The sequence below is a fragment of the Oceanicaulis sp. LC35 genome, assembly GCF_052055585.1.
Taxonomy (GTDB): domain Bacteria; phylum Pseudomonadota; class Alphaproteobacteria; order Caulobacterales; family Maricaulaceae; genus Oceanicaulis.
In genome coordinates this window covers 2,752,066-2,764,796 of the sequence record NZ_CP170485.1, presented here as the reverse complement: position 1 = coordinate 2,764,796, position 12,731 = coordinate 2,752,066, and the positions used below count along the sequence as shown (strand labels likewise).

9 protein-coding genes and 1 tRNA gene are annotated in these 12,731 nt (G+C 63.6%); 2 read left to right on the top strand and 8 right to left on the bottom strand.

The window, feature by feature from the left end; translation table 11 throughout:
- Positions 1–73: 73 nt before the first annotated feature.
- Positions 74–982: a thioredoxin gene (gene trxA / locus ACFELO_RS13040; RefSeq protein ID WP_440958202.1), complete on the bottom strand. Its 909-nt coding sequence runs from the start codon at positions 980–982 to the stop codon at positions 74–76.
- A 77-nt stretch (positions 983–1,059) separates the two neighbouring features.
- Positions 1,060–1,581: a prolyl-tRNA synthetase associated domain-containing protein gene (locus ACFELO_RS13035; protein ID WP_440958201.1), complete on the bottom strand. Its 522-nt coding sequence runs from the start codon at positions 1,579–1,581 to the stop codon at positions 1,060–1,062.
- 141 nt (positions 1,582–1,722) lie between these two features.
- Here ACFELO_RS13035 and ACFELO_RS13030 point away from each other — a divergent pair.
- Positions 1,723–1,797: transfer RNA gene (locus ACFELO_RS13030), tRNA-Gly, on the top strand.
- A gap of 225 nt (positions 1,798–2,022) precedes the next feature.
- Here ACFELO_RS13030 and ACFELO_RS13025 read toward each other — a convergent pair.
- Both ACFELO_RS13025 and ACFELO_RS13020 read right to left on the bottom strand, forming a co-directional pair.
- Positions 2,023–2,739 (bottom strand): PepSY domain-containing protein, encoded by a 717-nt coding sequence (locus ACFELO_RS13025; RefSeq protein WP_440958200.1) that lies wholly within the window; start codon positions 2,737–2,739, stop codon positions 2,023–2,025.
- Positions 2,740–3,395: 656 nt separating this feature from the next.
- Positions 3,396–4,085 carry an SDR family oxidoreductase gene (locus ACFELO_RS13020; protein ID WP_440958199.1) on the bottom strand — a complete coding sequence of 230 codons (690 nt, stop codon included), beginning with the start codon at positions 4,083–4,085 and terminating at the stop codon, positions 3,396–3,398.
- Positions 4,086–4,273: 188 nt separating this feature from the next.
- Here ACFELO_RS13020 and ACFELO_RS13015 point away from each other — a divergent pair, with 188 nt between their 5' ends.
- Positions 4,274–9,181, top strand: coding sequence for an NAD-glutamate dehydrogenase (locus tag ACFELO_RS13015; RefSeq protein ID WP_440958198.1), 4,908 nt, complete (start codon positions 4,274–4,276; stop codon positions 9,179–9,181).
- Positions 9,182–9,197: 16 nt separating this feature from the next.
- On the opposite strand, the gene ACFELO_RS13010 is transcribed toward ACFELO_RS13015, so the two are convergent.
- The 4 genes from ACFELO_RS13010 to ACFELO_RS12995 all read right to left on the bottom strand — a co-directional run bounded on the left by ACFELO_RS13010 (position 9,198) and on the right by ACFELO_RS12995 (position 12,706).
- The gene (locus tag ACFELO_RS13010) at positions 9,198–9,800 is read right to left on the bottom strand and encodes a response regulator transcription factor (protein WP_440958197.1); all 603 of its coding nucleotides are present in this window, start codon (positions 9,798–9,800) and stop codon (positions 9,198–9,200) included.
- Complete coding sequence (locus tag ACFELO_RS13005) at positions 9,797–10,978, bottom strand: sensor histidine kinase (RefSeq protein ID WP_440958196.1); 1,182 nt, start codon at positions 10,976–10,978, stop codon at positions 9,797–9,799. Before ACFELO_RS13005 ends, ACFELO_RS13010 begins: the two co-directional genes overlap by 4 nt.
- Positions 10,979–11,057: 79 nt before the next feature.
- Positions 11,058–11,786, bottom strand: a complete 729-nt coding sequence (locus ACFELO_RS13000) for an ABC transporter permease (protein WP_440958195.1) — start codon at positions 11,784–11,786, stop codon at positions 11,058–11,060.
- A gap of 2 nt (positions 11,787–11,788) precedes the next feature.
- Positions 11,789–12,706, bottom strand: a complete 918-nt coding sequence (locus ACFELO_RS12995; protein WP_440958194.1) for an ABC transporter ATP-binding protein — start codon at positions 12,704–12,706, stop codon at positions 11,789–11,791.
- Positions 12,707–12,731 lie beyond the last annotated feature (25 nt).

The window sequence follows — 12,731 nt, the reverse complement described above, 5'->3', positions numbered from 1 at the left end:
GGCTCTTGGGTCGCTCCTTGGGCGTCAGATAGTCCGATCCGGGCTGCAGGCGAGGCCCGCAGCCCTGACTGGATCAGGAGAACAGGATCGAGGACAGGCGGCGACGACCATTCTTGGCCAGATCAGATCCGGCGCCTGCGGATTCAAACACCCGCAGCAGCAGCTGGCGGGCCGCCGCGTCATTGTGCTCGCGATCTATCGCGATGGATTCCAGTAGCGCGTCTGCAGCGCCGCCCATATCGCCCACGCCCAGGCGGGCGCGGCCCAGCTCGTACCAGGTTTGCGCATTGGGCGAGGACTGCACGGCGTCCTCGGCCGCGTCGAGTTCCGGCGCATCCTGGGCTTCGCCTGCGAGCTCCATGGAGGCGCGAACCGCAGCGATGGCGGGCACCGAACGCAGCGTGTCGGGCACATTGTCCAGAAGGGCCTTGGCCTGAACCGGATCGCCGCTCGCCAGATAGACCCGCGCCATGCCGGCGATAGCCTCGGCATTGTCCTTGTCCATCTGAAGCGCGGTGGCGAAGTCCTGCGCTGCGCCGCCGAAATCACCGTTTTCAAGCGCGTCCTGAGCGCGTTCCACAAGCGCAGCGACTTCCTCTTCGGAAACTTCGCCCGTCATGCGGTTGATGAAGTCATTGACCTGGCTCTCGGGCAGAGCGCCCATGAAGCCGTCCACCGGTTGGCCATCCTTGAAGGCGATGACCGCCGGAATGGACTGGATGCGCAGCTGGCCCGCGACGCCTGGGTTTTCGTCGATGTTGACCTTGACCAGCTTCACCTTGCCGCCAGCCTTGGTGACGGCGCGCTCGATGGTCGGGCCCAGCTGGCGACACGGACCGCACCAGGGCGCCCAGAAGTCCACCAGCACCGGCACCTCGCGTGAGGGTTCGATAACGTCGGCCATGAAGGACTGGTCGGTGCCATCGCGCACCAGATCATTTCCGTCGGACGCGCCTGCGCCGTTTGCACCGATAATATCCATGAAAGCCTCCCGTTTGGGGCGAAATGTCGTTTGACCTCTAGGTGGCCGTTTGCGCGCCGTGATGCAAGCGCATCAGCTCACCCGTCGAGCTTCACAATTTCCGGAGCGCGGCCCAGCGCCTGAACGAATTTGAGCAGATCCGCGGACCGTATCGCGGTGGTGGCGTCATTCTTCAGCGGGTGGAAGTTGACGATCTCATGCGCCATCAGCGCCTCGTCCAGAATGAACCGGACGTCGCGCGCCGGGTCATTGAGAAGGGCGAAGGCGGTCACCGAACCCGGCGTCACGCCCAGCTTCTGCTCAAGAAGGTCGGCCTTGCCAAAGGAGAGCCGCCCGCAGCCCAGCCTGTGATGCAGCTGGTTGAGCGCAATTCGGGTCGACTGCAGCGCCGAGATCAGGATCAGCGCGCCCTTCTTGTCTTTCAGGAACAGGTTCTTGGTGTGCCCGCCCGGCATGTCCAGCTTGATCGCCTCGCCTTCCTCGACGGTGAAGACAGGTTCGTGATCGCGCGTGTCATGGCGGATCTCGAGCGCATTCAGAAACTGGAAGAGCGCGTCTCGGGAAGCGGGCGGGGCGGGCAGGGGCGGCGTCTGTGTCATCAGAATAGATCAGCAGGACAAGGGATGTCAGGCAAGGTGCAACAGGACTGCAAAAGCTGCAGATGACAGGCTTGCAAAACGAACGGCGATGAGCGATATACCCGGCCTCGGCGCAAGCCGGACCCTGTACGCAGGTAGTGAGCGGGCGTAGCTCAGGGGTAGAGCATCACCTTGCCAAGGTGAGGGTCGTGAGTTCGAATCTCATCGCCCGCTCCATTTTTCAGACGACAGAATGACTTGCACCTGCAGCCGGGCTTTTGCCCGGGCAAGTCCCCAGTTGCCGGCCTTCGGGCCGGTGAAGTCGTTTGAGGAACGTGCCCGCAAGGGCGTTGCGTTTCAGGATGGACTGCGCGGGGCGGATCATTGGTCAGCCTTCCCCCAAGGCCTACGGCCCCCAATCCCTCTGGACCGCCTTTGACAGGCTCCGCCCCGCACCCATCCTTATCGTGTCCGCGTCTGCCTGAAGATCATCCAGCTGCGCCGCATCCGGATGAACAGGATGACCAGCCCGGCCAGCGCGACCATGACGCCTAGCGCCGCCGAGACGATCAGCAGCGGGTGGTTGAAGTCCTCGCCGTCATCATAATCCATCACGTGCAGACGCCAGAAAAAGTCAAAGAGCCGCCAGGCATCAGATCGTCGCGCACGGACCAGGCCGCTCTCGGGGTCGATATAGAGCCGGGTGCCCTCTTCATCCGCGAAAACGATCTGCCAGACCGGCCCGCCCGGGCCGTATTCGGAGGGCGGGTCGGTGAGCAAGCGGATGCTCTCGATGTCAGCTTCGGGGGCGAAGTCATGCTCGGCGATGCGTCGGGCGAGATCTTCGTTTACCGGGGAGAGGCGTGAGCCGTCGCGCGCGGAGACTAGAACCGTCCGGTCATCACTCTGCAAACGCCAGGCCGGCTCTCCGGTGAGGGTTGTCAGAACCGCGCCATCCAGCGTCTCAAAACCTGCGGACTGCGCCGCATCTGAGAGCGGGATCAGTGTGCCGGGCGAGGCCATGAGCGCCGGGTGCTCGGCGATCTTGTGTTCGCCCCGCACCCGCTCGATGGGCAGGGCGCTCATCACAAGTCCGCCCAGGAGCCAGATCATCACCTGCAGGCCGATGATGAGCGCCAGCCATTTATGCAGGCGGACGGCGTTTCGGAGGATCATCATGAAAGAAAGCCTTGAGTCTCTTCAACGCGCTGGACAATGGCTGATTGTGACCGATACCGGGCCGTGATCAATCATCCTCATGACAGCATAAGCGTATTCGGTGCGGATACGCCGGAACCGGATTTGCGCGGAGCGCGTTCCAGTGTTGCTCAACAGGAAAGATAGCTTTCACACAGCTGTGACTGTCTGTGTCTGGCGAAAGGCTCAAAGGCGTCCCATATCCCCATTTGCGAAGGCGGAGCCGGTTCCCCCCACCGGACCTCTCCCCAGCCGGAAGGCCCTGAAAGACGTGTCTTGACGGGCCTGCCCGGCTCCGCCCTTCGCCAACCGGCATGAGTCCGGGGCCAACAAAAAGAAAGAAGGTTCAGCCATGACCCGCGCCATCTCACTGGTGATCGCAACTGGTATTTTTCTGACTCTCAGCCTGATCGCGGCTTGCGCTTCAGGCGAAGGTCTCTACATCACGAGTTAAGTGAACGCGATTCGGTGAAACGCGTCAGTGAACAGAACAGGCCTCAGAGTGCGTCCCCCCAGCCTGCCCGATGAGGCCTGCAGGCGCCGCCGGACAAGCCTGTCCCCGTCCGGCGGCGCCGCTTGAAAAAAGAAACCCCGCAGCGTGGCTGCGGGGTTTTTTGATTTGCGAGTGTTCGAGCGCACTACCAGGGCAGGTCTTCGCCGCTGATGTGGAAGAAGCGGCCGCTCATCGCCGGATTGGCGCGCGCGATCAGATCAAGCTGCGCGCTGACGGATTCGCTGGGGGTCATGAGCCCGTTGGGGCCGCCCATATCGGTGCGCACCCAGCCCGGGTGCAGGATCAGGACGACGACGCCCTTGTCTTGAAGGTCGATGCTCAGCGATTTGCCCACAGCGTTCAGCGCCGCCTTGGAAGCGCGATAGGCGTAGCGCCCGCCGCTGTCATTGTCGGAGATCGAACCCATGCGGCTTGATTGCAGTGCGATCACCTTCAGCTGGCTCTGTGCGACCTGATCGGCGAACGCTTCAGCCAGCGCCAGCGGGGCGAGGGTGTTGATGCGGAAGGTGTCGAGGAAGCCGTCATTGGCGGCCTCGCCGAAGGATTGCTCTTTCGGGCCCATGACGCCGGCATTGGCGAACAGGATGTCGAGCGGTCCGGTGACCTGGTCCTTGAGCGCTTTTGCGGCGTTCAGGTCGGACGCGTCATAGGGCAGAATTGTCAGCCGGCCATCGCCCGGATCGAGCGCCTTGAGCGCGTCGGCGCTGTCAGGATCGCGCACAGCGGCGCTGATCGTCCATTCCCGCTTAAGAAGTTGGCTGACATGCTCTAGGCCGAGCCCGCGATTGGCACCCGTAATGAGAGCGTGTGGCATGGTCGTCTCCGATGTGGAAATCTGTTCTTTTGTTAGGGCAGAACCAAGCACAGCCAAGATTGCAGGTCTAGCCGCTCAGTACCGCTTGAACCCAGCGCGAGCGGGAGTAGGCTGCGGGTCATATGTTCATGGTTATTCGATGAACACCGTCCACCGTCCACCATTTTTCCGTTCAGGAGCCCCTTGATATGAACGCCGTGGTCAGCGTCCGACACGCATATGACAGAGAGGCCTTTTTAAAGGCCGCACAAAGCCGTTTTGCTGCGGCGTATGGCGATAGCGGGCCTGATGCCGCCAGTTTCCTGGAACAGGTCTGGGGCGATGCTCTGGCGGATGATCTTGCAGGCATCAGCGAGCAGGACGCGATTTCCCTGGCCGAGGAATTCTGGGGCTATGGCGCCGAGCGGGCGTCGGACAAATTGCTGGTGCGGGTGCGCACGGCCCATGGCGCGGACGGCCGCAGCCTGGAACGCGACATTCTGGAAGTGATCGGTCAGGACCGGCCCTTCCTGGTGGATTCTGTCATGGGCGAGATCGCCAGCCAGGGTCTGGACGTGCTGGCCATGTTCCACCCGGTCGTGCAGGTGCGCCGGAATGATGACGGCCAGCGCATCGCCTCGGGCGGTCGCTGTCTGAACGAGTCCATGATCCAGGTCCATCTGGACCTTCTGAGCGACGATCTGCGCGAGCGTCTCGAGGCGGGCGTCCGCGCCACGCTTGATGATGTGCGCGATGCGGTCGAGGACTGGAACGACATGCGCGCGGAGATGGACGATGCAATCGACCATCTGACCAACGCCAACACTTCGGCGTCCAAGGAAGAACAGGAAGAGGCCGTCGCCTTCCTGCGCTGGCTGCGGGACAACCATTTCGCCTTCCTGGGCAGCCGTACCTATCAGTTTGACTTCGACAAGGGCGAAGCGGGCGACCAGAAGCCGGAAGTGAAATCGGAAAGCGGTCGCGGCGTGCTGCGCGATCCCGATCGCAAGGTGCTGCGCAAGAGCGCCGAGCCGATGATGCTGACCCCGGCCATCGAAGCCTATATGCGCGCACCCTCGCCGGTGATCGTGGCCAAGGCCAACATGAAGAGCCGCGTCCACCGCCGCGTCTACATGGATTATATCGGGGTCAAACGCTACGATTCCGACGGCAATGTGGTGGGCGAGACCCGCTTTGTGGGCCTGTTCACCGCCGAGGCCTATGACCAGATGGCGCGCGAAGTGCCGCTGATCCGGCGCAAGGTCCGCCGCGTGCTCGACAAGGCCGCCAAGGCGCCGGGCTCGCACTCGGCCAAGAAGCTTCAGAACATCGTCGAGAACTATCCGCGTGACGAGCTGTTCCAGACCGAGGAACAGGATCTTCTGGATATCTCGCTGGGCATTCTGCACCTGCATGACCGTCCGCGCACCAAGCTGTTCATGCGCCGTGACCAGTTTGATCGCTTTGTGTCCTGCCTGCTCTTCGTGCCGCGTGACCGCTATAACTCCAAGGTGCGCGAGCTTGCGGGCGAGAAGATCCGGGAGGCCTTCAATGGCCGCCTGTCTGCGTTCTACCCGCAGTTTGGCGATGCGCCGCTGGCGCGGGTCCACTTCATCATCGGCCTGGATCCGTTCAACCATCCCGAGCCCGATCCGTCCGAGCTTGACCGTGAGATCGCGGCGCTGGCGCGCACGTGGGAAGACGAGCTGCACAACGCCGCCCGCACGTCGGGCGATGCCGAGCTGCGCCGGGCGGTGACCCGCTATCTCGACGGGTATTCCGCCGGGTATCGCGAACGCTTCAGCCCTGAAGACGCGCTGGCGGATATTGGCCGCATGGAGCGGGTGAAGACCTCTGACGACACGTCTGCGCGCGCCTATCGCGTCGAAAAGGACGGCGAGGACCGCCTGCGCGTGAAGCTCTATCGCTGTGGTGAGCCGGTGGCGCTGTCCGGCGTCATGCCGGTTCTGGAAAATCTGGGCCTGCATGTGCTGGCCGAGGCCGGCTATCCGGTCCAGCGTCATGGCGAGAACGGCTCAGAAACCGTCTGGGTGCACGAATTCGAGGCCTCCCTGAACGGGGAGAACGCCAGCAAGATCGACAGCGAAGCCGAGGCCTTTGAAGACGCGCTTCTGGCGGTTCTGAACGGTCAGACCGAGGATGACGGCTTTAACAAGCTGGTCTTGGGCATCGGGGTGAGCTGGCGGGAAGCCGCCTTCCTGCGCACGGTCGCGCGTTATCGCCAGCAAACGGGTCTTGATCCGTCCCAGGCCATTCAGGAAGAGGCGCTGGCTGCGAACTCTGAAATTGCCCGCGGCCTGCTTGAGCTGGTGAACACCAAGTTCAACCCCGATCTCGACTTTGGCGAGGAGAGCCGCGAGAACCACGCCAAGGATGTCTCAAAGGCCATCCGCATCCTTCTGGAGCGCGTGGAAAGCCTTGACCATGACCGCGCCCTGCGCCGGATGCTGCGTCTGATCGAGGCGGTGCTGCGCACCAACTTCTTCCAGACCGACAGCGAGGGTCGCGCCAAGCCGTGGATCTCGATGAAGATCGCCAGCCGCGATGTGCGCGAGCTGCCCGATCCCAAGCCGTACCGCGAAATCTTCGTGTGGAGCCCGCGCGTCGAAGGCGTGCATATCCGCTTCGGCCCGGTCGCCCGTGGCGGCCTGCGCTGGTCGGATCGTCGCGAAGACTTCCGCACCGAGGTTCTGGGTCTGGTGAAGGCCCAGCAGGTCAAGAACGCCGTCATCGTGCCGGTGGGCTCCAAGGGCGGTTTCTATCCCAAGCAACTGCCCGCGCGCGGCGATCGCGACGCCTGGCTGGCCGAAGGTCAGGAAGCGTACAAGACCTTCCTGCGCGGTCTGCTCGACATCACCGACAATCTTGTCGATGACGCGGTGAAACGTCCCGACAATGTGGTGTGTTGGGATGACGAGGACCCGTATCTCGTCGTCGCCGCCGACAAGGGCACGGCGACCTTCTCCGACCTCGCCAACTCCGTGGCGCAGACCGAGTATGATTTCTGGCTCGGCGACGCCTTCGCCTCTGGCGGTTCAGCCGGTTATGACCACAAGAAGATGGGCATCACCGCGCGCGGCGGCTGGGTCAGCGTCCAGCGCCATTTCCGCGAGATGGGCAAGGATATCCAGAACGAGCCGTTCACCGTCATCGGCGTCGGCGACATGTCCGGCGACGTGTTCGGCAACGGCATGTTGTTGTCCAAGCAGATCCGCCTGATCGCCGCATTTGATCACCGCGACATCTTCATTGATCCCAATCCGACCGATCTTGAAAAGACCTGGGAAGAGCGCAAGCGCCTGTTCGAACTGGGTCGCTCAAGCTGGCAGGACTATGACAAGTCGCTGATCTCCAAGGGCGGCGGGATATTCCCGCGCGCGGCCAAGTCCATCAAGCTCAGCGACGAGATCCGCGAGCTGACCGGGCTGAAAGCGCAGACGGCCCCGGCCACGACCCTGATCAAGGCGCTTTTGAAAGCGGATGTGGAGCTGCTGTGGTTTGGCGGCATCGGCACCTATGTGAAGGCGTCGAGCGAGCAGAACTATCAGGTGGGCGACAAGGCGAACGACGCGCTGCGCATCGACGCCAAGGAGCTCAACGCCAAGGTCATCGGCGAGGGCGCCAATCTGGGCGTTACTCAGGCGGCGCGGATCGAGTACGCCCGCAATGGCGGCCGCGTGAATGCGGACTTTGTCGACAACTCGGCCGGCGTGGACAGCTCGGACCACGAGGTCAACATCAAGATCTTGCTGAACCCGATGATGCGGGAGGGCTCGATGAAGCTCGACGCCCGCAACACGCTTCTGGAATCCATGACCGATACGGTCGCGCACCATGTGCTTGAGCACAATTACGACCAGACCCTGGCGATCACCATCGCCAAGGAGCATGCGGTCGAGGATCTGGACGCCCATGAGCGTCTGATGGAGCGACTGGAGCAGGATGGCCGTCTGGATCGAAAGGTCGAGGGCCTGCCGGCGCCAGATCAGATCCGCGAGCTTAAAGATCAGGGGCTGGGCCTGACACGTCCCGAAATCGCGGTGCTGATCAGCTATTCCAAGATCGCCCTGTTTGATGCGCTGGTGGAGTCCGACGTGCCGGACGACGCTCACTTCAAGCAATCGCTGGTGACTTACTTCCCTGACAAGCTGGAGAAATTCTCCGACGCCATGGACGGGCACCGGCTGAAGCGCGAGATCATCGCCACGCGGCTCGCCAACGACATGATCAATCTGGGCGGCCCGACCTTTGTGAACCGAGCCATCGAGAGCACCAGCGCGGATGTGGCCGCGGTGGCGCGGGCGTTCGAGGCGGGGCGGAACATCTTCCGCTTCAACGAGTACAGCGACCGCATCAACGCGCTCGACAACCAGGCCCCGGCCGAGGTTCAGATCGCTCTGCATGACGAGGTGATCCGCCTGCTGCGCCGTCAGAGCTACTGGCTGTCACGCCGGACGCTGGGTCAGGACGCCTTGCCGATTGCGGATGTGATTGCGGCCTATCAGCCGGGTGTGGACGAACTCAAGCCGCTGGTGACCGAGATCGCCAGCCCGTTTGATTGTGAAGCTGTGGAAGCGCGCTTCCAGGCCTATGTGGAGGCCGGCGCGCCTGAAGACATCGCCCGCGATGTGGCGCGTCTGCGTCCGCTGACCTCGTCCTCTGACGTGATCGACCTCGCCAAGGCGGTAGATTGGCCGCTGGCGGCGGTGGGGCGCCTATATCACGCGGTGGGCGCGCGCTTCATGTTCGACCGCCTGCGCGCGGCGGGCAATCAGCTTTCCTCGACCCTGCACTGGGACCGTCTGGCCATGCGCCGTCTGATCGAGGATCTGTACGGCAGCCAGCAGGCGATCTGCGAAGGCATGATGGCGTATGTGAAATCGGACCGAACCGATCTGGCCAAGGATCTCTCCTCGGCCGGAGCGGAGTGGGCTCAAGAGGTGGTTTCCGCCTGGGCGGACTCCCAGTCCGTCATGGTCAAACGCGCTGACCGGGCGCTCGAGGAAGTCTCGGCAACCGGCGGCTGGACGCTGTCCAAAGTGGCGATCTGCTCGACGCAATTGCGTGAGCTGGCCGCCGTCGTGGACCGCAGCTAGGCGCAGAACTGACGGGTCACAGCCAACCGTTTTCGCGGGCGATCTGGAATGCCTCGATGCGGTTGGCCGCCCCCAGCTTCTGGGTGGCTTCGGCGAGATAGTTTCTCACCGTACCCGGAGACAGATTGAGAAGGCGGGCGATCTCCTTGTTGGACTTGCCCTCTTCCACCAGCCGCAATATGTCGCGCTCACGCGCTGTCAGAACGACCGGCGCACTCCAGGCGCTTTCGGCCAGCTCCGAGGCGATGGCGCGCTGGCCGCGGGCGACGCGGCGCACCGCATCCGCCAGCTCTTCGCTGGGCGCATCTTTCAGCACATAACCCAGTACGCCCGCCTGCAGCGCGCGCTGCAGATAGCCGGGGCGGGCGAAGGTCGTCACGATCAGCACGCGCGTCTCGCTGCCGGACTGGCGCAGGGTTTCTGACGCCTCGATGCCGGTCAGTCCGGGCATCTCGATATCGGTGACCAGCACGTCGGGTTTGAGCTCTTTGACCAGCCGGACCGCTTCCTCGCCATCCTGAGCCTGCGCCAGGAGCTCGATATCAGGTTCAAGCGTCAGAAGGGCCGCCAGGGCGCCGCGCAGCAGCGACTGGTCTTCAGCGATGACGATGGAAATCATGGTTCGGACTCAAGGCTCTCATGGCCGGGTTGGGCGGGCGGCAGGCTGAGGGTGACGCAAACGCCGGTCTCCCGGCTTTCGATCTCCATCTCCCCGCCCAGGGATTCAATGCGGCGGCGCATGCCCATCAGGCCCGTGCCCGCATTCAGCTCACCGCCCTGTCCATCATCCTCGATGATCAGCGCGCCTTCAGGCGCAAAGCGGATATGGGCGGTTTCCGCGCCGGAATGTCGAATGATGTTGGTGACCGCTTCTCGCAGCGCCAGACCCAGGGCGGCATGGGCAGCCTGATCCATCTCGGGCGGCTCGCCCTCGACCACCAGCCGGATGTCCGCCGCCGACAGGGCGGAGCGGGCGCGCGCCAGTTCCTGATGCAGGGTGGTGACGTGCATGCCGGCGACCGCCGCGCGTACATCGCGCAGAGTGATCCGCGCGGCGTCCCGGATTTCGATAATTTCAGAGCGCGCCCGATCGGCGTCGGCATCCAGAAGTCGCGCCGCCAGCTCGGATTTCACGGCAATGGTGGTCAGGGTGTGACCCAGAAGGTCGTGCAGATCCTGGGCGATGCGTTCGCGTTCGCGCAGGGCGGCAAGTTCCGCCTCCATGCGCAGATTCTGCTCTCGAACCGAAACGCGCTGGGCGGTGTTATAGCCCGCCAACGTCGCCATGCCCGCCATCACGGCGATGAACTGGGAAAGCACCATTTCAAAGATCGTGACATCCAGGAGCCAGGACGCACACAGATAGAAGGCGCTCAGCCCGGCCATGACCATGAGGGCCAGCTTTTGCGGGCGCAGGCCGGCCAGAAGGGTGACGGCGAAGATATGGAAATTGCCGCTCATGCCTGCGACCGGGATCAGGGCGAGGGACAGGAAGCTGGCATAGGCCGCGGCGATCACGATGCGGTGCGCTTTGGCGCCGTTGCGATACGGGTCGCCGGCATTGGCGTAGAGATAGACGGGAATGAAACTGCCCACGGCGGCGAAGCCGATGAGGGCGTCACGCAGACCCGGCAGCTGGAAGAACCAGGGCGTAAAGTAGAAGACCAGATAGATCAGGTAGAAGGCGGGTGTTTCAGACAGGCCGCGCATGCCGATGGCGCGTGCGCGCGGCTTTGCCTGCTCATGCGGCGCGTCTTCGGAGCCGTCGGCGGGCTTGTAGATCGGTTCTGACGCCATGGTGTTCGGACTATTTGTCGGTGAGCGGGCGGAGCCGGGAGGGGATACCCTGCCCTGCTCCGCCGTGCAGAACCAGACCCTAGCGCTGACGCGCCCAGGCCAGCAGGGCGAGACCTGCTGCGATGAGGGTGATGACCAGCGTGGCCAGCATGTGACCCAGCAGGGCTTTCTCGCCTGCGGCGCCGCTGACCCCCAGGGCGATTTCCGCAAGATGATAGCTGGGCAGGAACTGGGCGATCTGCCCCATGATCTTCGGGAAGACGCTGATCGGCATCCACAGGCCGCCCAGAACCGCCATGCCCAGATAGGCGATATTGGCGACGGCGACCGCGGCGTTGGCGCCAAAGACAAAGCCCAGAGCCAGACCCAGCAGAACAAAGGGAATGGCGGAGAGCACATGGACGAGCAGCAGGCCGAGCCAGACCAGCGGGGACAGCTCCACACCGGCGGCGAAGGCCGCAACGGCGTAGATCGCGCCCAGTGAAATGCTGGCGATGAGCACCGTGGCGGTGGTCTTGGCCACCAGAAGGGCGGCCGCGGGCGCCGGAACAGCGCGCTTGAGGGTCAGCCAGCCCCGCTCGCGTTCCTGTGCGACGCCGGCGCCGAAGCCGAACAGCGCCGGGCCCATCACGGCGAAGACGCCGAAGGTGGAAAGCAGATAGGCCGCGTTATCCCGGCTGCCCGGAATGATGACGCCGAACAGGGTGAAGAACATCACCGGCAGGATGAGGGTGGGGATGGCGAATTCGGGCATGCGCGCGAGTTTGAGAACTTCGGCCTTGATTTCAGCGATATAGGCGTTCGCCATGATCAGGCTCCCTCGGTTTGCGGTTGGCCGGTCAGTGCCTCGAAGGCATCTTCCAGCGTGGGCTGGGATACGGCGAGATCGCTGAGCGCCGGATCAAGATGGAACAGCGCCTTGAGCGCGGGAACAGCCTCGCTGACCTGCAGGCGCAGCTTGCGACCGGAACGGCTGATCGCGATCAGACCGGGAAGCGCCTGAAGGGCGTCATCCTCCAGTGCAGACACGCAATCGATAATGGCGCCGCCCATGCGCGTGCGCAGTCCGTCTGCGGTATTATCGGCGATGACCTGACCGTCCTTGAGCACGACGACCCGGTCCGCCAGTGCATCGGCTTCCTCCAGATAGTGCGTGGTCAGCACCACCAGCGTGCCGCGGGCCGCGACTTCGCGCACCACAGCCCACAAGGCCCGGCGGGCTTCGGTGTCGAGGCCGGTGGTGGGTTCGTCCAGAAACAGGAGTTCAGGCTGGCCGACCAGCGCGAGGGCGAACTGGATGCGGCGTTTCTGACCGCCAGAGAGCTGCCCGTAGCGACGCTTGATGAAGTCCTTGAGCGCACAGCGCTCGATCAGGGCGTCAAGATTGGCGGGGTTGGGGTAATAGCTGGCGAACAGCTCCAGAAGCTCGCGACCGGTCAGCGTGTGCGCCAGATCGGTATCCTGCATCATCACGCCGATACGGGTCTTGATGGTGCGGTCTCCCGGACGCGCGCCAAAGACCTTGAGACTGCCGCTGCTGGGGCGGACCAGGCCGAGCGCGGTCTGGACGAAAGTGGTCTTGCCGGCGCCGTTTGGCCCCAGTAGCGCCAGCACGCCGGTGTCTGACAGTGTCAGGTCCAGTCCGTTCAGAGCCGTCTTGCGGCCATAGCGACGGGTCAGGGACGCCGCCTCGAGAATGGGCGGCGCAGTATCAGCAGGAACAGTCATCAGCCCTCACAGCTTGGCGATCAGA

Bases quoted from the DNA above. Each gene is read 5' to 3' on its own strand.
- trxA (WP_440958202.1), bottom strand. From the start codon at position 982: ATGGATATTATCGGTGCAAACGGCGCAGGCGCGTCCGACGGAAATGAT.
- ACFELO_RS13035 (WP_440958201.1), bottom strand. From the start codon at position 1,581: ATGACACAGACGCCGCCCCTGCCCGCCCCGCCCGCTTCCCGAGACGCG.
- ACFELO_RS13025 (WP_440958200.1), bottom strand. From the start codon at position 2,739: ATGATGATCCTCCGAAACGCCGTCCGCCTGCATAAATGGCTGGCGCTC.
- ACFELO_RS13020 (WP_440958199.1), bottom strand. From the start codon at position 4,085: ATGCCACACGCTCTCATTACGGGTGCCAATCGCGGGCTCGGCCTAGAG.
- ACFELO_RS13015 (WP_440958198.1), top strand. From the start codon at position 4,274: ATGAACGCCGTGGTCAGCGTCCGACACGCATATGACAGAGAGGCCTTT.
- ACFELO_RS13010 (WP_440958197.1), bottom strand. From the start codon at position 9,800: ATGATTTCCATCGTCATCGCTGAAGACCAGTCGCTGCTGCGCGGCGCC.
- ACFELO_RS13005 (WP_440958196.1), bottom strand. From the start codon at position 10,978: ATGGCGTCAGAACCGATCTACAAGCCCGCCGACGGCTCCGAAGACGCG.
- ACFELO_RS13000 (WP_440958195.1), bottom strand. From the start codon at position 11,786: ATGGCGAACGCCTATATCGCTGAAATCAAGGCCGAAGTTCTCAAACTC.
- ACFELO_RS12995 (WP_440958194.1), bottom strand. From the start codon at position 12,706: ATGACTGTTCCTGCTGATACTGCGCCGCCCATTCTCGAGGCGGCGTCC.